Annotated in this window: 11 protein-coding genes; 7 read left to right on the top strand and 4 right to left on the bottom strand. The window is 33.6% G+C overall.

Going from position 1 to position 24,158, the window contains the following annotated elements:
- The first annotated feature begins 45 nt into the window (after window positions 1-45).
- Window positions 46-2,109 (top strand): M13 family metallopeptidase, encoded by a 2,064-nt coding sequence (locus MUN68_RS15900; RefSeq protein ID WP_249993101.1) that lies wholly within the window; start codon window positions 46-48, stop codon window positions 2,107-2,109.
- Window positions 2,110-2,172: 63 nt separating this feature from the next.
- Here the strand turns inward: MUN68_RS15900 and hflX are convergent, their stop codons facing one another.
- Complete coding sequence (gene hflX / locus MUN68_RS15895; protein WP_249993103.1) at window positions 2,173-3,384, bottom strand: GTPase HflX; 1,212 nt, start codon at window positions 3,382-3,384, stop codon at window positions 2,173-2,175.
- Between the two features lie 70 nt (window positions 3,385-3,454).
- Between hflX and MUN68_RS15890 the strand changes: the two genes are divergently transcribed.
- From MUN68_RS15890 to MUN68_RS15870, 5 genes are all read left to right on the top strand, one after another.
- The gene (locus tag MUN68_RS15890) at window positions 3,455-4,417 is read left to right on the top strand and encodes an endonuclease/exonuclease/phosphatase family protein (protein WP_249993104.1); all 963 of its coding nucleotides are present in this window, start codon (window positions 3,455-3,457) and stop codon (window positions 4,415-4,417) included.
- A gap of 210 nt (window positions 4,418-4,627) precedes the next feature.
- The gene (locus MUN68_RS15885) at window positions 4,628-9,751 is read left to right on the top strand and encodes a T9SS type B sorting domain-containing protein (protein WP_249993105.1); all 5,124 of its coding nucleotides are present in this window, start codon (window positions 4,628-4,630) and stop codon (window positions 9,749-9,751) included.
- Window positions 9,752-9,862: 111 nt separating this feature from the next.
- Window positions 9,863-10,765: a PorP/SprF family type IX secretion system membrane protein gene (locus tag MUN68_RS15880; RefSeq protein WP_249993106.1), complete on the top strand. Its 903-nt coding sequence runs from the start codon at window positions 9,863-9,865 to the stop codon at window positions 10,763-10,765.
- An 18-nt stretch (window positions 10,766-10,783) separates the two neighbouring features.
- Entirely contained in the window at window positions 10,784-12,697 is a 1,914-nt protein-coding gene (locus MUN68_RS15875) for an OmpA family protein (RefSeq protein ID WP_249993107.1), read from the top strand.
- A gap of 120 nt (window positions 12,698-12,817) precedes the next feature.
- Window positions 12,818-18,151: a choice-of-anchor L domain-containing protein gene (locus MUN68_RS15870; protein ID WP_272792385.1), complete on the top strand. Its 5,334-nt coding sequence runs from the start codon at window positions 12,818-12,820 to the stop codon at window positions 18,149-18,151.
- 55 nt (window positions 18,152-18,206) lie between these two features.
- On the opposite strand, the gene MUN68_RS15865 is transcribed toward MUN68_RS15870, so the two are convergent.
- From MUN68_RS15865 to MUN68_RS15855, 3 genes are all read right to left on the bottom strand, one after another.
- Complete coding sequence (locus tag MUN68_RS15865; protein WP_249993109.1) at window positions 18,207-18,584, bottom strand: hypothetical protein; 378 nt, start codon at window positions 18,582-18,584, stop codon at window positions 18,207-18,209.
- An 89-nt stretch (window positions 18,585-18,673) separates the two neighbouring features.
- Entirely contained in the window at window positions 18,674-20,122 is a 1,449-nt protein-coding gene (locus tag MUN68_RS15860; protein ID WP_249993110.1) for a DUF5689 domain-containing protein, read from the bottom strand.
- An 11-nt stretch (window positions 20,123-20,133) separates the two neighbouring features.
- Window positions 20,134-22,914, bottom strand: a complete 2,781-nt coding sequence (locus tag MUN68_RS15855; protein ID WP_249993112.1) for a TonB-dependent receptor — start codon at window positions 22,912-22,914, stop codon at window positions 20,134-20,136.
- A gap of 138 nt (window positions 22,915-23,052) precedes the next feature.
- Here MUN68_RS15855 and MUN68_RS15850 point away from each other — a divergent pair, with 138 nt between their 5' ends.
- Entirely contained in the window at window positions 23,053-24,114 is a 1,062-nt protein-coding gene (locus MUN68_RS15850) for an endonuclease/exonuclease/phosphatase family protein (RefSeq protein ID WP_249993114.1), read from the top strand.
- The last annotated feature ends 44 nt before the right edge of the window (window positions 24,115-24,158 follow it).

The raw sequence follows: 24,158 nt of genomic DNA, 5'->3' as shown, positions 1-24,158 counted from the left end.
CTAATTAATAACTAATTTTAATCAAATTAAAACTAAACACACACTATGAAAACTAATATCAAGAGTATTTTGATAGTTTCTGTATTGGCTGTATTTGCATTTTTAGGATGTAAAGAGGAGGCAAAAGATGAAACAACTATGGTTGAGAAAATTCCTGGAATTAATCTCGAAAACATGGATAAGGATGTAAATCCTAAAGATGACTTTTACAATTTTGTAAATGGCAATTGGCAAAAAAACACAAAAATCCCTGAAGAAGAAACACGTTGGGGCGGATTTGGAGTTTTACGAAAAGGAACAAGAGCTGATGTTTTAGAAATTTTAAAAACGTCTAAAGAGTTAGGTAAGTATGAAGAAGGTACTGACCAAAAGAAAGCACTTTTAATTTTTGAATCGCAATTAGATACTGTAGCAAGAGATGAAGCTGGTATCAAACCATTATTACCAGTACTTGCTAAAATTGATGGCATAAAAAGTATTGCAGACATGCAAACAGCAGAAGCTACTACTTTAGGTCTTGCTACGCCATTTGCTGGTCTAGGTGCTGGTCCAGACTTGAATGATAGTAGTATGAATACAGCTTGGGTTGGCCCAGGAGGTACAGGGTTACAACGTGATTATTATTTAGATCAGGACGATAAGTCTAAAGAAATCAGAGAAAAATATAAAGCTCACGTGTCTAAAATGCTTCAATTTATTGAATACAGTGAAGCAGATGCAAATGCCGCTGCTGTTAAAATAATTGAAATGGAAACTCAATTGGTTGAGCCTAGATTAGATAAAGTAGCTGCAAGAGATGCTCGTAACTATAATAATCCAAGATCTATCTCACAATTGCAAGAAATGTGTCCTGCAATTGATTGGGGCAAAATGATTTCAGATCTAGGGATTAAAAAACAAATTGATACGGTTTTAGTGGCTCAGCCGAAATATATGTCTGCATTGAGTGATTTCTTAAATAACACATCAATAGAAGATATTAAAACACTAATAGATTGGACAACAATTGATAATGCTGCAGGTTTCTTAACCACAGAAATTGAAAGAGCTAATTGGGAGTTTTATGCACAAACATTGAGTGGAGCTAAAAAGCAACGTGACGCAGAAGAGCGTGCTTTAGGAACTGTAACTGGAAGTGTTGGAGAAGCTATTGGGCAATTGTATGTTGAAGCTAAATTTCCACCAGAAGCAAAAGTAAAAGCTGAGAAAATGATTGCAAATGTAATCACAGCATTTCAAAATAGAATCCAAAAATTAGATTGGATGACTGATGAAACCAAAGTGAAAGCTATTGAGAAATTAGATAAATTCACCGTAAAGATTGCTTATCCAGATGAATGGAAAGATTATTCTGATTTAATGGTTAAGGAAGGAAATAGCTATGCAGAAAACATGATGGCTATTGGTCGTTGGGCTTTAGATGATAACTTATCTGATATTAATGAACCAATTGATAAATCTGAATGGGGAATGCCACCTCAAATGGTTAATGCTTACTATAGTCCAATTAACAATGAAATTGTATTTCCTGCAGCAATTTTGCAACCACCATTCTATAATTATACCGCTGATGATGCCGTAAATTATGGAGGAATAGGAGCTGTTATTGGTCATGAAATCTCTCATGCGTTTGATGATTCTGGATCGCGTTTTGATGCTGATGGAAACTTAAAGAACTGGTGGACACCTACCGATCTTGAAGAATTTACTAAACGTGGAGATGCTTTAGCAGATCAATATAGTGCTCTAGAAGTTTTAGATAGCGTTTATGTAAACGGAAAGTATACACTTGGAGAAAATATTGGAGATTTAGGAGGTGTACTTGGAGCATATGATGGTTTACAGTTGCATTATGCTAAAACTGGAAGACCAGAAAACATTGATGGATTTACACCAGAACAACGTTTCTTTATGTCTTGGGCAACAGTTTGGAGAACATTAACAAGAGACGACGCATTACGAACACTTATTAAAACAGATACACATTCACCAGGAATGGTAAGAGCAACTCAACCTTTAAAAAATATTGATGCCTTTTACGAAGCATTTGATATAAAGGAAGGTGATGCTATGTGGATTGCTCCAGAAGATAGAGTCCGAATTTGGTAATCAAATTTGATATAAAATAAAAAGGTTGTCTTTATAAAGACAGCCTTTTTTTATAGAACTAAATTATTGTTCATCTTCATAATCTGGATATAGAAAATGATTATAAGGAAAACGAGTCACATGAATTTCTCGTACTTCATCATAGACTCGTTTTTTAAAGGAGTCTAAGTTTTTCTTATTTAGTGCAGAAATAAATAAAGCGTTATTTCCTACTTTATTCATCCAAGTGTTTTTCCATTCTTCTAATGTGTAGTGAGCAGATGTTTTTTCAGTTATTAAATCATCTTCATCTAATGGTTCTGCTTTATAGGCATCAATTTTATTAAAAACCATGATAGTAGGTTTGTTTGAGCTGTCAATTTCACCTAAAATTTTATTCACAGAATCAATATGTTCTTCAAAATTAGCATGTGAAATATCAACAACATGTAACAATAAATCTGCTTCTCTAACTTCGTCTAGTGTGCTTTTAAAAGATTCTATCAATTGCGTTGGTAATTTTCTAATAAAACCAACTGTATCAGTTAATAAAAAAGGTAAATTTTGAATGACTACTTTTCTTACTGTTGTGTCTAGGGTTGCAAATAATTTGTTTTCAGCGAAGACATCACTTTTACTGACAACATTCATTAAAGTTGATTTTCCAACATTGGTGTAACCAACCAAAGCGACTCTCACCATTTTACCACGGTTACCACGTTGCACAGCCATTTGTTTATCAATGGTTTTTATTTTGGCTTTAAGTAGCGCGATTTTATCTCTTACAATTCGTCTGTCTGTTTCAATTTCAGTTTCACCTGGACCACGCATTCCAATTCCGCCTTTTTGTCGCTCAAGGTGAGTCCACATTCCTTTTAATCTTGGTAACAAATATTCACATTGCGCAAGCTCTACTTGAGTTCTAGCATAGCTAGTTGTTGCGCGTTGAGCGAAAATATCTAGAATTAGATTTGTACGATCTAACACTTTGCATTCTAAAATTTTACTGATATTTCGTTCTTGTGCTGCAGATAATTCATCATCAAAAATAGCAGTACCAACATCATTGTTTTTAATAAAGGTTGCTACCTCTTCCATTTTACCAGTACCTATAAAAGTTTTCGGGTTTGGCATTTCCATTTTCTGCGTAAAACGTTTTAGCACTTCACCACCAGCTGTATACGTTAAAAACTCTAACTCATCTAAATATTCATTAGAGCGTTCTTCATTTTGTTCTTTAGTTATAACACCTATTAGTACAGCTTTTTCAAGTTGTATGTCTTTTTTTTCTATCATAAATCAAAATATTTACAAAGTTACGTAATTGAAAGTATGTGTATTGTATTTTAAAATTTAAATTTGTTCTGTGGAAAAAGAAAACAAAACAGAGCATCAATATACTGTCGCATTTTATAATGTAGAAAATCTTTTTGATTTTGAAGACAACGGATTAACTCACGATAACGATTTTTTACCAAACTCAGCTAAAAGATGGACAAAAAAGCGCTACAAGAGGAAATTACATAAATTAGCTGACGTCATTTCAAAAATAGGTTTTAATGATATACAAAAACCACCTACATTAATTGGAATAGCTGAAGCTGAGAATAAAAAGGTGTTAAAAGACCTTATTGATGTCGATGATTTGAAAGGCTATAATTATGACATAGTTCATTATGATTCCAAAGATGAAAGAGGGATAGATGTGGGTTTAATTTATAATAAAGATGAATTTGAATTAATTAATTCAAAGCCTTTTACAATTTATCTTGAAAAAGAAAATGGCACCCAAGATTTTACTAGAGATATACTATTAGTTTCTGGAAAATTAAACGGCGAGTTGATTCATTGTATTGTTAATCATTGGCCTTCACGTCGTGATGGCCTTGAAGTATCATCTCTTAATAGAATAGTTGCGTCTCAAGTAGCTATTAATATTATTGAAACAATTAAAGCTGATGAAGTCAATCCTAAAATTATTGTAATGGGTGATTTTAATGACAATCCAAATAATGAAAGTGTAAAAATGCTTGCCGAAAAAGGACAATTGTTTAATCCTATGAAAACGTTAGTATCGTATTCTCGAGGGACTCAAAATCATAACTTTAAATGGAATGTTTTTGATCAAATATTATTCACAACTAATTTTTTTGAAACAGATAATTTAAGTTTGAAATTTGAAGAAGCAGGTATCTATGATGAAAAGTTTTTAACCCAGTATTATGGCAAATTTAAAGGACAACCATTTCGAACTTATGTAGGGAAAAAATACAAAGGCGGATTTAGTGATCATTTTCCAGTTTATATGCACTTAAGTAAGATGAATTAACGGGCTAATCTTTTTATCGATAAAAATAGCACTTCATCTATTATAGTATTGTTAAGGCTTTCTTAATAACCATTTTTTTTATCTTCGATACTTAATTTGCCTCTATTCTTATTACGATTAACCTTTTTTGCTTAGTCTCATTTTTGAGTAACTAAGCCTAAGGTGTTTAACATCAGTAAATTATATAAAATAATTAATAGTATATAACACATGAAAAAAATTACTTTTCTATTAGCATTAGTCCTTGTTTTTACGTCTTGGGAATTTAATGCCCAAACCTATTTACAGGAGAATTTTGACGTTGATATTCCAGCGGATTGGATTGTTACCGATGAAGGAGGAGCCATGGGTGATTCATGGGTTTCTGGTTTACAAGGAGGCGCAAACAGTTTAAACGGTTCCAATGTTGCATTTGTAGATAGTGATGCTAATGGTGATGGTATTGCACTAATAGAGACTTTAACTTCCCCTGTATTTGATACAACAGGATCAGTTTTATTGTATTTAGATTTTGATCAATATTACAATAATAATGGTGCAGCAGATTTCACTATAGTAGAAGTATTTGATGGTACCAATTGGGTTGAAGTATTAAATCAAGCAGCAGATATAGGAGCATTTGATGCACCAGATACACAGCATTTAGATATTACGGCTTATTCTAATGCAGCAATGCAAATAAGATTTGTATACAATGATGGAGATACTTGGGCTTGGTATTGGTTACTAGATAATATAATAGTTTATAATTCTACTTGTGATTATCCATCAGGATTTATTGTAGATAACATTACAGATGTTTCAGCGGATCTTACATGGAGCACAGGTGGTTCAGAGAGTAACTGGGAAGTTTTAGTTCAGGCTGCAGGTACAGGAGAGCCAACAGGTTCAGGAACAGCAACAATGATTAATAATTCTTATCCAATTTCAGGATTAACAGCGATTACCGATTATGAAGTTTGGGTTAGATCAGATTGTGGAGTTGATGGCTTTAGTTTTTGGTCAGGTCCAATTAATTTCAGCACATTTAATACACCACCACCAGCACCAGTTGGTGTTACCTGTTCAACGGGTAGTTCTTCCTATGTTTATACAGCAGAGTTTGATGGTTTAGATGGCTGGACAGGAGATTTTGGAGGTGCAGATGGCACTTGGGAGATTCCCAATGATTCAGGGTCATTCGGAACAGGCGCAGATGCAGCGTTTAGCGGCACTAGTTTCATGAATTACGAGGCAGGAACTTCAACAGCTACGGCTTCAGCAGTAAGTCCAGCAATAGATTTAACAAGCGCAGTTGATGGTGCAGAATTATCTTTTTACATGCATGCTTTTGGATCAGATATGGGAGTTCTTAATGTAGGTGTTTCCGATTCAGCAGCAGGACCATTTACTAATTTATTTATATGGTCAGGCGAATTACAGACCGATGGAGCTCAACCATGGGTTCCAATAGGAATCAACTTAGATTCTTATTTAGGGCAGACGATATATGTAGAGTTTAGTCATACGGGAATAGGAGGATTTGAAGGAGATATGTCAATAGACTTAGTTCGAGTAGAAGCTTGTGGATCATTTTGTATAGCACCAAGTAGTATTGTTGTTTCAAATGTAGGTGGCACAACGGCAGATATAGATTGGAATGGGAATAATGGTGAGACTTCATGGGAATATGTAGTGTTGCCAGCAGGTTCAGGCGAGCCTACAGGATCAGGGACAACTGTAGGGTCAACGACAGTAAATGAGACAGGTTTAGATTACTCTACCGATTATGAGGTTTGGTTACGAGCAGATTGCGGATCAGGCGTATTTAGCTCTTGGGCAGGACCAATTAATTTCACAACAACAATACAAACAGAATTCGCAATAGATTGTACACAGGCACCAACCCAAATAAATTATTGTTATCTGAATAACGATACAACAAATTGGACCTTTACCTCGAGTGATGGTAGTCCAATACGAATCGTATTCAATTCAGGAACGATAGAGGGAGGTTTTGATGATTTATCCATCTATGATGGAACCGATAATACAGGAGCACTTCTATTTAGTAGTGAAGGAGATGATGTGTTTGATTTCACAGGCCTTACATTTGATTCTGTATTAGGAGATTCTATTTACATGGAAGTGAATAGTGATGGCTCAGTAAGTTGTGAATCAGGAGCGAGATTAGAATGGGATTTTATAGTTTCTTGTGCAACATGTGTAAATCCAGTAGCGACTTATAGTGTTGTTTCAAATTGTGTAGTAGGCCCAGAATTTTTTGTAGAAGTAGATTTAACAGATTTAGGATCCGCAAATACAATCACGTTAAGTGATGATCAAGGGAGTGCACCACAAACAGTAGGAGTAACAGGAGTGGTAACCTTTGGGCCATTTGCAAATAATGTACCAGTAGTAATAACAGTCGCAAATGATGATGATACAAATTGTGAGATCTCTAGTGGCGCATTGACTCAAGAATTGTGTTTAGACACCGTTGTAGATTGTAGTGCAGGACCAATAGCAGGTTTCTTGTGCTATGACAATAACGATTCAATAACTTTAACATATACAAGTTCAGATGGCTCACCTCTTAACTTAACAATAAATTCAGGAGAAGTAGAAGGCGATCCATTTGATTTCTTATTAGTAACAGATGGAAGTGGCACACCAGCAGGCGTATTATATAATGGAGAAGGAAATGATGGCGATATATCAGGTTTAACTTTTCAATCATTAACAGGTGTTATTACAATTCAAGTCACCTCAGATGGCTCAGTAAGTTGTACATCGGGATCATTTCCTGATGGCATTGATTTCACAGTAGCATGTGCAACGTGTATCAATCCAGTAGCAACTTATCAAGTAGTAGATGATTGTGCAAACGGGAATCAATTTTTGATAGATGTTAATGTGACTTCTTTGGGTGATGCAACATCACTAACAATTTCAAACAATATAGATGGATTAACAGAACCTGTATCAGCTACAGGAATCTATCAGATTGGTCCATTCCCATTTTTAGTAGATGTAGTTGTTACTATAAATAATGATCAAGATGTTAATTGTGTAATTAATAGTTCAGCAATACAATTATTGGCTTGTCCTCCAGAAAATGATAATCCTTGTAATGCTACAATGGCTGTTGTAAATGCAGATGTAAGTTGTGATTTAATAACATCAGGAACATTGTTAGAAGCAACACCATCTGGTGTTCCAGACGGAGCATGTGGTGGAGATCCTGATGATGATATATGGTTTCAGTTTGTAGCAGAAAATGAATCTCAAGTAATTTCTATAATTAATATTGCTGGTGGAGGTTTTAATATAGACCATGGTGTTTACGAAGGCGATTGTGATAACCTAACAGAATTGTTTTGTTCAGATGCTGAATTTAGTTTTGATGAAATTGCTTACGTAGTTGGAAATACATATTACATAAGAGTTTTTTCTGGAGGTAGTGATTCAGATACAAGTACTTTTGACCTTTGTATAAGAAGTGCTCCAGATAATGTTGATTGTGAAAATGCAGATAACCCTTGTATAAGTGCAGGTACAGATGTATTTATTTTTCCTAGTGTCGTTGGAATTGAACAAGATATTGATATTGCTTGTTTGAATGATACTCCTAACCCTTCTTGGTTTGAATTTGAAGTTGGAGCATCTGGTACTATAGAATTTCAAATTGAACAATGGGAAAACTTTGATGATATGGGGAATCCAGAAGGTGATGATTTAGATGTGGATTTTGTGTTATGGGGACCATTTACTGATTCAGTAGATTATTGTGCTTTAGGTTTAGAAACAGAATGTGATTGTCCAAACAACACCATAGATCCTGGTTTTTACCCATTTGGTAATATTGTAGATTGTAGTTGGGATGCGGCAGCAGTTGAGAATTTTACTATCAACAATGCTGTAGCTGGTGAGATATATGTATTGTTAGTTAGTAATTGGTCTAGAGACCCAGGTTTTATCCAAATTGCACAAACTAATAATGATGGAGGTTTCTTTACAGCTGAAATAGATGTTGATTTAGGTCAAGATCAAGAATGGTGTGACCTTGATTCAGTTGATATTATAGCAGATTCTCCATTTGCAGATCGATATGAATGGTACTGTGATGGATTCATTATTCCAGGGGAAGAAAGTTCTATTTTAACAGTGTCAGATTCTTGTACTTATACTGTAATTGCATATGATGATGGTTGTGGTGGTCAAGCACAAGATGAGATTACTGTAATTTTTGGTTCAGAAGCGGTTGCAAATGCAGTAGATGATATAATTACCTGTGATGATGCTTCAGCTGATGAGATTGAAGATTTTGATTTAAACATTCAAACTGCCACCATATTAGGGACACAAGATCCAACAGAGTTTAATGTAACATATTATTTAACTTTAGCAGAAGCGCAACAAGGTATTAATGCATTAATGTCACCATATCCTAATATTTCTAATCCTCAAACAATATTTGTTAGAGTTGAAGATGATGATGCAACGTTCTGTTCTGCAACAACTAGTTTTAATTTAATTATTTCAGGACCAACACCAACAGTAAATAGTGTAGAGTATTCTGAATGTGATGATGATTTTGATGGCGTTACTTTATTCGATTTAACGACTCAAGATGCAAATGCACTTGGTAGTCAAAGTGCTGCAGATTTTACAGTTACTTATCATGAAACACAAGCTGATGCTGATGCTGGTTCAAATGTAATTGATACATCTTCATTATATAGTAGTACATCAACTACAATTTTTGTAAGAATAGAAAGTAATATAGCCTTTGATTGTTTTTCAACCGGAACACTAGAGTTAGTAGTAAATCCTTTACCTAATACTACATTTACGACCGATTTTGATTACCAAGTTTGTCCTAATGCTACAGTCCCAATTCAAATAGCAGCGACAGCAAATAATTATTTGGAAAGCGATGTAACTATCAATTGGTATTTTGATGGTGGTATTATCGCAGGTGAAAATAGTTTAACACTTCCTGTTATCGAAGCTGGTCTTTATGAAATTGAAGTTATAAATAATCAAACACTGTGTTTCAGTATTACAGAACAAATTGTAATTGAATTACCAACTTGTGTAATTCCACAAGGAATATCACCAAATGGAGATGGTAAAAATGACACATTTGATTTAAGTAGTTATGGAGTAACAAAACTAGAGATATTTAATAGATATGGAACTTTAGTGTATTCAAAAGAAAACTATAGTGATGAATGGCATGGACAAAATGATGATGGAGATGAATTACCCGTTGGTACATATTTCTATACGATGGAATATGATAATGGTAAGCAACGAACAGCATGGGTATATATCCAAAGACTAAATTAAAATCAACAATTCAAGTAATTAATATTAAGGCGTACAGTATTTGTTTTATAAAGTAGATAAATACTGTACAAATTTAATCCAACAACTAAAAAAACAACTAAAAATTAACAGATGAAAAAACTTTATATTATTGTTGTATTTCTCATTGCAACACAAATGTATGGACAACAAGATCCACAATACACACAGTACATGTATAACATGAATGTGATTAATCCAGCATATGCAGGATCTAGAGAAAATCTTTCGTTTGGATTATTATATCGTACGCAATGGACAGGTATAGATGGTGCTCCAGAAACAGGTACTTTTTTCGGTCACCTTCGTGTTGGAGAAAAAGTAGGTGTTGGTTTATCTGTTATTTCAGATCAAATTGGTCCAGTAAATGAAACTAATGCTTATGCAGATTTTTCTTATACCTTAAAGCTAGGAGGACCAAACCGTTTAGCTTTTGGTATTAAAGCAGGTGCTACATTCCATGATATTGGATTAGGCAGCTTAGATTTAATAGATCAAGGAGATGACTTTTTTCAAGATATTAACTCTACAACTCCTAATGTTGGAGCAGGACTATTTTATTATACAAATAATTATTATTTATCTTTTTCTGTGCCAAATATTTTAAACTCCGTTCATTTAGATGCCAATGGTAATAAATTAGGTACAGAGGCATCACATTACTTTTTAACAGGTGGTTATGTATTTCAATTATCAAAAAATACAAAGTTAAAACCATCATTTTTAGTTAAATCTGCTTTTGATGCTCCAACATCATATGATGTGAACTTGAATGCGTTGTTTTTTGAAAAATTTGAAATAGGTGGTTCTTACAGATTAGATGATTCGTTTTCTGGATTAGTTAATTTTGCTATCACACCAACAATTAGAATTGGGTATGCATATGATGCTGTAACTTCCGATATTAAAAAGTATGCACCAGCATCTCATGAGTTCATGTTATTATTTGATTTGAATTTCCCGAAAAATGTTTCACGTTCACCAAGATATTTCTAACCAGCTAAGCTAAACAACATGAAAAAATTATTAACACTTTTTACAATAGTAGCATTAAGTAGCCTTAGCTTAATAGCTCAAAATAAAAACACAAAAAAAGCAGATAAACACTTCTCTAGATTTGAATTTGTTGAAGCTGCTGAAGTCTATGCAAAATTAATTGAAGATGGTAAAGGCGATACATACGTGTACAGTCAATTAGCTGAATCATATTATAATGTATTTAACACTCAAGAGGCTGAAAAATGGTATGCCAAAGCATTAGAAACTACAGATGTGCCAGAAATGATATTTAAGTATTCTCAAATGCTTAAAGCTAATGGTAAATATGAAGAATCAAATGCGCAAATGGCTAAGTTTGCTAAAATGCGTCCTAGCGATGATAGAGCTATAGCTTACACCAATAATCCTGATTACTTACCAAAGATTTTAGAAAAAGGCAAAAAATTCAATATTCAAAGTTTAGGATTTAATACACAGTATGCAGATTTTGGCGGTACATTAAAAGATGGTAAGCTTTATATTACTTCTGCTAGAAATACAAATCGTAAAACTTATGGATGGAATGAAGAACCTTTTTTAGATATCTATGAGTTAGCAAAAAACGAAGATGGTACATACCAAGCTGCAACTTTAGTTGAGGATAAAGTAAATACAAAACATCACGAAGGGATTGTCTCTTTTTCACCTGATGGTAAAACAATGTATTTTTCAAGAGAAAGTTATTTTGAAAGAGAATACGAAAAAGATTCAATTACTAAAGTAAGATATAGTTTATTACACCTTTTTAAAGCGACAAAATTAGGAGATACTTGGAGTAATGTTGAAGGTTTTGATATTAATAGTAAAAACTATTCTGTTAAAAACCCTTCTGTTAGTCCAGATGGTAAAACACTATATTTTTCTTCAGATATGCCAGGTGGTTTCGGAATGTTTGATATTTATATGTCATCGATCAATGATGATGGATCTCTAGGAGAACCAACGAACCTTGGGCAAAAGGTAAATACACATGGACAAGAAATGTTCCCATTTATTAGTAGTAATAACACTCTTTATTTTTCTTCTAATGGTCATTTAGGTCTAGGTAATATGGATGTATTTCATTCTAAAGTCGTTGATGGAAAAATGGGACCAGTTCGTAATATTGGAATCCCTATTAATAGTAGTGCTGATGATTTTGCATTCAATTTAGATGAAGAAACTAAAGAAGGATATGTGTCATCAAATAGAGATGGAGGATTAGGAGGCGATGATATTTATGGTATTAAAAGAATTCAGCCACTAAATGATGTGTTAATTGCAAGTACAGTTGTAGATTCTAAAACAGGTGAACCAATAAATGCTGTAAGTGTAACTTTATATGATGACCAAGGAAATAAAGTATTATCTAAAATAGCTAATTCTGATGGTACAGTTGATTTTATTATTGAAGCTGATAAAGATTCTGAATTAGAAATAGTAATGGATGGCTATGTAAGTCAAAAAGTCAAAGTTAGTGCTACTAACGATGAAGAAGTAAAACTTAGCATAATGCTAGATCCTATCGAAGTCATTGTAGGACCAAAAGAAATTATATTAAATCCTATTTTCTTTGAATTTGATAAATCAAATGTAACAGCTCAGGCTGCTTTTGAATTAGATAAATTAGTTCAAATTATGAACAAGTATCCAGATATGGTTATTAATGCTACTTCACATACAGATAGTAGAGGCCCAGCTTCATACAACTCTAAATTATCTGATAGAAGGGCAAAAACGACAGTCCAATACGTTATTTCTAAAGGTGTAGATAAATCTAGAATATCTGGAATGGGGAAAGGAGAAAGCGAGCCTAAAGTAGATTGTGGTTCAAATTGTTCTGAAGAGGATCACCAAATGAATAGAAGATCAGAATTTATTATTGTAAGCGGTGGACCACAAGCAAAATAATTAACTAACTATAATGACCAACTAACTAATCATAAAAGCTCTGTTTTATTACGGGGCTTTTTGTGTTTTGAAAAGTTTTAAAGTATTAAAAGACAAGATTAACTACTTCAATTAAATCTAATGAAAAAATACATATTAATAAGTATGCTTTTTATACTAGCTATTAGTATAAATGCCCAAACCTATTTACAGGAGAATTTTGACGTTGATATTCCAGCGGATTGGATTGTTACCGATGAAGGAGGAGCCATGGGTGATTCATGGGTTTCTGGTTTACAAGGAGGCGCAAACAGTTTAAACGGTTCCAATGTTGCATTTGTAGATAGTGATGCTAATGGTGATGGTATTGCACTAATAGAGACTTTAACTTCCCCTGTATTTGATACAACAGGATCAGTTTTATTGTATTTAGATTTTGATCAATATTACAATAATAATGGTGCAGCAGATTTCACTATAGTAGAAGTATTTGATGGTACCAATTGGGTTGAAGTATTAAATCAAGCAGCAGATATAGGAGCATTTGATGCACCAGATACACAGCATTTAGATATTACGGCTTATTCTAATGCAGCAATGCAAATAAGATTTGTATACAATGATGGAGATACTTGGGCTTGGTATTGGTTACTAGATAATATAATAGTTTATAATTCTACTTGTGATTATCCATCAGGATTTATTGTAGATAACATTACAGATGTTTCAGCGGATCTTACATGGAGCACAGGTGGTTCAGAGAGTAACTGGGAAGTTTTAGTTCAGGCTGCAGGTACAGGAGAGCCAACAGGTTCAGGAACAGCAACAATGATTAATAATTCTTATCCAATTTCAGGATTAACAGCGATTACCGATTATGAAGTTTGGGTTAGATCAGATTGTGGAGTTGATGGCTTTAGTTTTTGGTCAGGTCCAATTAATTTCAGCACATTTAATACACCACCACCAGCACCAGTTGGTGTTACCTGTTCAACGGGTAGTTCTTCCTATGTTTATACAGCAGAGTTTGATGGTTTAGATGGCTGGACAGGAGATTTTGGAGGTGCAGATGGCACTTGGGAGATTCCCAATGATTCAGGGTCATTCGGAACAGGCGCAGATGCAGCGTTTAGCGGCACTAGTTTCATGAATTACGAGGCAGGAACTTCAACAACTACGGCTTCAGCAGTAAGTCCAGCAATAGATTTAACAAGCGCAGTTGATGGTGCAGAATTATCTTTTTACATGCATGCTTTTGGATCAGATATGGGAGTTCTTAATGTAGGTGTTTCCGATTCAGCAGCAGGACCATTTACTAATTTATTTATATGGTCAGGCGAATTACAGACCGATGGAGCTCAACCATGGGTTCCAATAGGAATCAACTTAGATTCTTATTTAGGGCAGACGATATATGTAGAGTTTAGTCATACGGGAATAGGAGGATTTGAAGGAGATATGTCAATAGACTTAGTTCGAGTAGAAGCTTGTGGATCATTTTGTATAGCACCAAGTAGTATTGTTGTTTCAAATGTAGGTGGCACAACGGCAGATATAGATTGGAATGGGAATAATGGTGAGACTTCATGGGAATATGTAGTGTTGCCAGCAGGTTCAGGCGAGCCTACAGGATCAGGGACAACTGTAGGGTCAACGACAGTAAATGAGACAGGTTTAGATTACTCTACCGATTATGAGGTTTGGTTACGAGCAGATTGCGGATCAGGCGTATTTAGCTCTTGGGCAGGACCAATTAATTTCACAACAACAATACAAACAGAATTCGCAATAGATTGTACACAGGCACCAACCCAAATAAATTATTGTTATCTGAATAACGATACAACAAATTGGACCTTTACCTCGAGTGATGGTAGTCCAATACGAATCGTATTCAATTCAGGAACGATAGAGGGAGGTTTTGATGATTTATCCATCTATGATGGAACCGATAATACAGGAGCACTTCTATTTAGTAGTGAAGGAGATGATGTGTTTGATTTCACAGGCCTTACATTTGATTCTGTATTAGGAGATTCTATTTACATGGAAGTGAATAGTGATGGCTCAGTAAGTTGTGAATCAGGAGCGAGATTAGAATGGGATTTTATAGTTTCTTGTGCAACATGTGTAAATCCAGTAGCGACTTATAGTGTTGTTTCAAATTGTGTAGTAGGCCCAGAATTTTTTGTAGAAGTAGATTTAACAGATTTAGGATCCGCAAATACAATCACGTTAAGTGATGATCAAGGGAGTGCACCACAAACAGTAGGAGTAACAGGAGTGGTAACCTTTGGGCCATTTGCAAATAATGTACCAGTAGTAATAACAGTCGCAAATGATGATGATACAAATTGTGAGATCTCTAGTGGCGCATTGACTCAAGAATTGTGTTTAGACACCGTTGTAGATTGTAGTGCAGGACCAATAGCAGGTTTCTTGTGCTATGACAATAACGATTCAATAACTTTAACATATACAAGTTCAGATGGCTCACCTCTTAACTTAACAATAAATTCAGGAGAAGTAGAAGGCGATCCATTTGATTTCTTATTAGTAACAGATGGAAGTGGCACACCAGCAGGCGTATTATATAATGGAGAAGGAAATGATGGCGATATATCAGGTTTAACTTTTCAATCATTAACAGGTGTTATTACAATTCAAGTCACCTCAGATGGCTCAGTAAGTTGTACATCGGGATCATTTCCTGATGGCATTGATTTCACAGTAGCATGTGCAACGTGTATCAATCCAGTAGCAACTTATCAAGTAGTAGATGATTGTGCAAACGGGAATCAATTTTTGATAGATGTTAATGTGACTTCTTTGGGTGATGCAACATCACTAACAATTTCAAACAATATAGATGGATTAACAGAACCTGTATCAGCTACAGGAATCTATCAGATTGGTCCATTCCCATTTTTAGTAGATGTAGTTGTTACTATAAATAATGATCAAGATGTTAATTGTGTAATTAATAGTTCAGCAATACAATTATTGGCTTGTCCTCCAGAAAATGATAATCCTTGTAATGCTACAATGGCTGTTGTAAATGCAGATGTAAGTTGTGATTTAATAACATCAGGAACATTGTTAGAAGCAACACCATCTGGTGTTCCAGACGGAGCATGTGCTGGAGATCCTGATGATGATGTGTGGTTTGAGTTTGTAGCATTAAATGACATCCAAATTATATCAATTTTAAATATAAATGGAGGAGGTTTTTTCCAAGATATAGATCATGCAGTTTATGAAGGTACTTGTGGAGCACCAGTTGAATTATATTGTTCAGATGCTAATGCTAGTGTGACACCTGTATTAACAATTGGAAACACTTATTATGTAAGAATATTTTCAGCCGATAGTGACTCAGTAGATTATACATTTGATTTATGCATTAGACCAGGATCTGGAAATGTACTAGTTGATCAAACAACGTACACTCCAGAAGAGTTAGTGATTGATGTTTTGATAGACAGCCCTTGTGCCCAAATTTCGAATGTTACATTTTCAACAGGAACTAATTTCGGCGAAGATAATGGCATAGGATACTTTTCTAATCCAGATGGAGGTTTTCCTTTTGAAGAAGGTTTATTGTTAACCTCAGGTGATGCAAGTCAAGCAGCAGGACCAAATGTGAATTTTGTTTCAAGCGGAACTGGCGCATGGACTGGAGATGCAGATTTAACAGCAATAACTGGTGAAGTGACAAATAACGCTACCATAATAGAATTTGATTTTGTACCATTAAATGACGAGTTAAGTTTTGACTTTCTAATGGCTTCTGAAGAATATGATATGGGAACTTTTGAATGTGATTATTCAGATGCCTTTGCATTTTTGTTAACAGATTCAAATAGTGTTACTACAAATTTAGCAGTAGTACCTGGAACAACTGATCCAATTTTGGTAACAAATATTCACCCAGATAATGGCGCGTGTCCAGCAATTAATGAGCAATATTTTGGAGAATATATACCAGATAATTTGCCTCCAATTTCTTTTGATGGAAGAACAGATGTATTTACTGCATTTTCACCTGTAAATATTGGTGAAGTATATCATATCAAATTGGTAATTGCTGATGCGAGAGATAATGCTTTTGACTCTGGTGTATATTTAAAAGCGGGTAGTTTTGATATAGGAGAAGTAGACTTAGGTGGTGATATTACTATAGCAGGAGGAACAGCCGTTTGCGAAGATGAAACTATTATTTTAGACACTTCAGCTCCAAATGTAGACCATGTATGGTATAAAGACGGATTTGTTATTCCTGGAGAAATAGCCTCTACACTTACAGTAATAGAAGCTGGTTTATATACAGTTCAAATTATTTTTTCACCATCTTGTATCATTGATGATGAAGTTTTAATTGAATTTTTGCCTAAGCCTGTAGTAGCAAATACACCAGATGATTTAACAGCATGTTCAACTACAAATCAAGCTGAATTTGATATTTATGATAATACTAATGTCGTTTTAGGTGTTCAGAGTCCTACTGATTTTACAGTGACTTATCATGAGTCTCAAGCTGAAGCAGATTTAGATATCAACAATTTAATGTCTCCTTACCCGAATACATCAAATCCTCAAACAATATATATTAGAATTGAAGATAATGCTACGGGTTGTTTTGAAACAACAAACTTTGAATTATCCATTTCAAGTCCGACACATACAGCCGAAAGTGTTGACTTGATTGGATGTGATAATGACGATGATGGAATTGCAACATTTGATTTGGTTACAAATGATATTCATATATTAAATGGTCAAGATGCATCACAGTTTATTGTAACTTATCACACTTCTCAAGCTGATGCAATGGATGCAATTGGTGCCTTAACAAGCCCTTATGACAGTTCTGGAGAAACCATATTTGTAAGAGTTGAAACTTTAGCTTTTGCGGATTGTTATGTAACTAATAGTTTCGATTTAGTTATTGGTACTGAACCTTTAACTTCATTTACAACTAATTTTGATTATGAGGTTTGCCCTAATGCTACTGTGCCAATTATTATAGCTGCCACACCTGAAAACTATACAGAGAGTGAAGTTACTATTAATTGGTATCTAGAAAATGGTTTAATATCTAATGAAAACGGATTAACACTTCCAGTTATTGATGCAGGAGATTACGAAATAGAAGTCATTTTTAATGATACAGGTTGTTCTAATAGTACATTCATAACTGTTATAGAATTACCAACTTGTGTTATTCCACAAGGGATATCACCTAATGGCGATGGTAAAAATGAAGTCTTTGATTTAAGTAGCTATGGTGTTACTAAACTTGAAATTTTTAATAGAAATGGAGTGTTAGTATACACTAAGAAAAATTACACGAATGAATGGTTCGGACAGACCAATGAAGGTGATGAATTACCCGTTGGAACGTATTTTTATACGATGGAATATGATAATGGTAAACAAAGAGTCGCTTGGGTTTATATTCAAAGAGAGAATTAAATTATAACTAATAAAATTAAAAACGCTATTAACTTATGTTGATAGCGTTTTGTTTTTATAATGCTTGTAATATAATTATAGATAGACCAATAGATGCAATTGGTAATAACCAGAGCAACCAAATAGGATATAATTTAGACTTATTTTTACTTGTCTTTGCATTTAAAACTTTACGTTTTTTACCTCCATACTGAATCCAATTTTTAAAATAAATAAATATTGATGCTATTATAAATAAAGTCCAAGCTTTACTTGAAGACATAGTGTTGACATTCATTTGACTTAAAAAAACAGCAAAAAAACTTCCCAAAAGGAATACTAAAGCTATTTGTAACGTTGAAATATATAAAACGGCAATAGTATTGGCTTGTTTTTTAAAACGCGCTTTATAGTAGCTAAAAACATTAAAGAAAAATATATCGAAGATTGTCATTTTGTTAATATGGTTAAAAAAAACCTGCTAAAATGAATTAGCAGGTTTTTGTATAATTATATTAATACTAATTATTTATGTTGGTACTTTTATTGAGGAGATAATATTTTAACATTACCTAAATCTCTTGTCGAAGAAATCGCAGCATCATCACTATCATAAACAAATGCAATTACACCATTACCAGTTGCGGCAGAAAGATCTATAAAATTAGTTGCATCATACACATTATCAAAAAATCCTCCGTTAATAGGTAGTGCTTCAATTTGACTAGCTCCTACTTCAGTCCAAGTAGCAGTAGAAGGGTCATTTCCTGAAACATAATCGTTAGAATAGTAAGCTGTTAAGGGCTCTTCACCTGCATCACTAAATGCATCAGCAATTTCTAATATCATCTGTTCATCAGTTTGAGCGTCAAAATCAAAAGAAGGTGAGATTAACCAACTAACCATTTGTACTGCATTAGAACCATCATATGCAGAACCTCTAATATATGAAACTCCGCCAAAAGATGCTGGATACCAATCCATAGTTCCTTCAGTGGTATTTACTTCCCAACCATTTAAACCACCAACAAAATCTTCTTCATACACGACAACATAGTCACTAATATCTATCACCTCACAACGAGCTTCAGTAAAGTTTACATTATCAATTGAGTTTAATGCTAAGATTACACTAGCTCCATCAAAAGTTTTATTCACAACAGCTGTAATTGTTCCATTTCCAAGCGGTAATGGTGTGTTTTTAAAGTTAGCAAAACTACTTGTTTCTAAGTTAAACGTAGTATATGATGCTCCTTCGCATGTTTGAAGCCTTCTTTGAGTATCAAAAGATTGAATAGGATCAAAGTAATTTAGTCCAGCTAAGTCATCAGCAAATTCAGCATTTTCAACACTTACTAATAGTCCAACAGAACTATCTGTTAATTGAGAAAAAGTAGTTACCAATGGTTCCATTACTTCAGTTGTTTTAGACCTCAGTACTTTTCTTGATTTTTGGATAGTGTTTAATCTTACGACTGTAGTACCATATTGGTCTGTTTCAGTATCACCTCCAATAGTAATCACACCATCTTCAATTCTTTGCTCTCCAATATAAAGACCATTTAAGTTAACATATACTTCTCTACCAATATTAAATTGATTGTAAGTATCTACTTGATCTATTGCAATTTTTAAAGCTCCTGTAGGATTAGATGGGCTATCTTGAATGTAAAACTCTTTGAAAAAGTTTCCAGTTTGATCAGACGAAGAAACATATCCTTTAACATAGATGTCTTCATCAATAAGAACTGCAGCATTATCTCCTGGATCAAATTCAACTAAATACATAGCTTTTACCTGAGCAATTGTAACTTCAATTGCATTTCCTGATAATAAATCATTTAAAAGCGCATTTTCTTCATCTCCTAAACTGCTAGGCACAGTATAGTCATCGTCTTGTACACACGAAGTTATAGCAAAACTCATAGCTATAATCGTGAAAAGTGTAAAAATTTTGTTCGTTTTCATAAGTGTTAATATTAATTTTTTCATAATTATTTTTTTTAAAATCTAAAGTACACATTTACAAAGTAATTTGTACCACGGCCATACCAATATTTAGGTCCAAAAACACGTTTAGGGTTAGAATTATCATCTCTTAACTCTCTATAATTTGCGTTTCTACCTTGTTCAAAACCTCCAGTTTTGTATTGTTTATCTAACAGGTTACCAACACTAGCAAAAAAACCAATATAGTATTGATCTATTTTCCATGATTTTCCACCTATAAGGTTAACAACCATATAATCGTCAATTTTTTCTTGTTTTAACAAACCATTAGCAACGTCTTCATCATAGTCATTAAATGGTAAGCCATCAGCATCTAAATAAAAATTCTCTGTTCTTGTTAACGTATTAATATCTATATATGCATTTGAGAAAAAGTTTGCTGTTGCACCAAACCACCAGTAATCAGGATCTCTATATTCAAAACCAATTGAAGCAGCACGTTGAGGACCTCCAGCAATTTTATAATCTTTTAAATTCGCTTCTCCATAAGAAATTGAACCATCAGCTGATGTGAAACTAGCAGATGTTAAGTATAAGTTAGGATTGTTATCATAAGTATATTGACCAACAGAACCTGCACCTTTTAATTTAATAGTTGGTGTAACTTGTGCTTCGATACCTAATTCAACTCCAATATGTTTTTTATCGATTCCTTGTAATATTTCTTGTACAAATGCAGAAGTATCATTGTCTTGAATATCAAAACCACTTAAACCATCAGCATAATAAAATCCTACTTCATTTGCATCTTCTATTTTTGAATAATATCCTGTAAGTTTAGCTTTAACAATTGAAGATCTAAAAATGTAACTTGCATCAAACGAAGTTACTTTTTCTTCAGTTATACCTCTTACTACACTTGCGTTTTCTCTTGAATTAGAAAAGGTGTTACGTAATGAAGGTGCTCGTGTTATATAACCAGCATTAACATCTAATAAATGCTTACCAGTTATTTTATAAGTAAATCCTGCTTTTGTACCAATTCCAGTAAAAGTTAATTCTTTTCCTTTACCATAAGATAAATCTCCTGCGAATCTACTGTGTTCCCATAAACCTTCTCTTTGATATGTTGTATTTGTAACACTTGCAGAGACATAAAAGTCTACTTTATTGTACTTGAATTGAGCTTGAGCATATCCTGAAATAACATTAGCAAATAAATTATAGTTATATCTGAATTTATCTCCTTCACCAACGATACGGTCAGGATTTTGAGAATCATACTGGAAACCGTCAAAAGAATCTACATTTAATGCTCCAACGTTAGATCCTAATAAGTCTAAAATTTCTCCAAAATTTTCAGATTTTAATCTTTTATAGTTAACAGAAGCGTTTAATAAAATATTATCATTAATTTCTGAACTTAAAATTGAATTGATTGTCAGTTGCTTATCATCACTTCTGTCTTCATATAGAACATAAGCTGCTGGTCTAGCTCCACCATTAGTTGGGTCATTATTAGTGATGTTAGCATCTATAATACGCTCCCAGTCAAGTTGGCCATCATTAATAAAATTCTGTTCATTAATATAGGCATTAGCATAATCTGGCCCATCATCATCTGATAAATTGTAACTCGGTAAATCTTGGTAATAAGCTGGACTTGGGTTTCCACCACCAGAATAATCTAAACGACTATTTCCTAAAGTACCAAATTGGTAAGCAACATTTGTGTTTAAAGATGTTTTAGTACTAATATCCCAATAGTGGTTTAACATTAGTATTGGTTCTTTTACTTCTTTAATACGAGAGTTGCGTTTTTCACCATCTAAATATCCCCAATATTCATTATATTTAATACCTTTTAAGTCATAAACTTCTTGAGTATTTGGTGAAGATTTACCTCTTCTATTTGGAGCATAAATTGATGTAAAGTTGATACTATGCTTATCATTGATTTTCTTTTCAATAGATGCGAAAAATGAATTTGCATCATATAAAGAAGCATCTTGATAACCTTCATTTCCCCATCGTCTTCCAAGAGAAAAGCTGTAAGCCCAACCTCCTTCTACTAAGCCAGAAGAATAACTAGTCATTAATCGGTTAGTATAACTACGGTTAGATGATGAATAGGTTACACGACCACCTTGTCTGTATTTTGAAGCTCTTGTGTTAATGTTAGATGTTCCTAAAATACCTCCAAAGTTATACGCTGAAGGTGTTAACCCAGAAGTCAGTTCTTGGTTACGCATTACATCATTAAGTCCTCCCCAATTACTCCATTGTGGTCTTCCATTATACAATTTGTTCATTTCAACACCGTTAATTAAAACGGAACCATTATCTGAATCTAAACCTCTTACTCTAAAGAAAGAAGAACTAAACTCAAAAGCAGCTGTACGTTGATAGATGTCTTGTGACGATTGTAATAACCCAGAAATATTATCTGAGGCACTAGTGTCATCATTAAGTTCGTCATCTGTTAACGAGATTGTAAATAAATCTACAGAATCTGAGACATCAATGTCTAAAGTCATATCTGTAATATCTACAGTTTGACCTTCATTCACTACAATAGGATATCTTTTAGTTACATATCCATCTTTAGATATTTTCAACACTTGTTCACCTAAGGGAACATTTGAAGAAAAAGTAAACTCACCAAAACCATTAGTAGTTGTAGCTTGCGATGTTTCTTCAATAGTAATTGTAACATCTGGTATGGGTTCATTGGTTACAGCATCTTTAACACTACCCTTAATTAGGGTTTGTTGGGCGAAGGCTGAACTAAAAGAAAAGATCCCAAGTAAAAAAATAAAAATACTTTTTTTCATGCTTAATTTTAAAGTTAATAATTATCACGCATTAAATAATAGTTATTTAAGGCTTGCAAATTTACATTATTTATAATAAATACATACTTTTGGCTTAACATTTGTAATGATTATAACAATAACATAATATTAGAATAAATGAAAGCAATACGTATTACAATAACAACTATCTGTTTTTTGTTGACTTTTAGTCTTTTTTCTCAAGAAGAAAAAAAGAAAAAACCCTTTACAGTTCACACAATAGCATTCTACAATTTAGAGAATTTATTTGACACTGTAAATGATACGACGAAATTTGACGAGAGAAGTCCAATTATGGAGATGAAAGCCAACAGAGAAGAGGTTTACATTAAGAAAGTACAAAATATGGCTAGAGTTATAGCTGATATTGGATCTGATGTTACTGGAAATTCTCCTGCAGTTATTGGAGTTTGTGAGGTTGAAAACCGACAAGTTTTAGTCGATGTGGTAAACGATCCATTATTAGTGGGAAGGGATTATGGAATTATTCATTACGAATCTCCAGATGTTAGAGGTATTGATGTCGCTTTATTATACCAAAAAAAATTATTTAGGCCAATAAGTCATAGTTCTCATGAAGTGAAAATATATGATCATAATACAAAAGAACGTAGACAAACAAGAGATCAATTACTCGTTTCTGGAGAATTAGATGGAGATCTTATTCATGTTGTAGTTAATCACTGGCCATCAAGAAGTGGTGGTGAAGCAAAAAGTAGAGTAAATCGTGTTGCTGCAGCAAAGGTAAGTAAACGACTTTCAGACTCTTTACAGTCTATTGATCCTTATGCTAAGATCTTTATTATGGGAGATTTAAATGACAATCCAACTAACGAAAGCGTTAAAAAAGTTTTAAAAGCAGAAAGTGAAAAAGAAGATGTTGGTTTAAAAGGAATTTATAATCCTTATGAAAACATGTTTAGAAAAGATGGTTTGGGAACTACAGCATATAGAGATGCTTGGAGTTTGTTTGATCAAATACTAATGACAAAACCTTTATTAGAAAAAGATTACTCGTCTTATAGGTTTTATAAAGCCGAAATATACAGTCGCAATTATTTAATTAGCAAGCATGGGCGTTACAAAGGTTACCCTTTTAGAAGTTTCTCTAGTGGCTTTACAAATGGATTTAGTGACCACTTTCCAGTGTATGTTTTTGTTGTGAAAGAAGCAAAATAACACCGTATTAAAGATTCATTATAAAAAAAGCGCAAACTTGTAAG

Source organism: Psychroserpens ponticola (assembly GCF_023556315.2).
Classification (GTDB): Bacteria; Bacteroidota; Bacteroidia; order Flavobacteriales; family Flavobacteriaceae; genus Psychroserpens; species Psychroserpens ponticola.
This window is presented reverse-complemented; position numbering and strand designations above follow the sequence as displayed.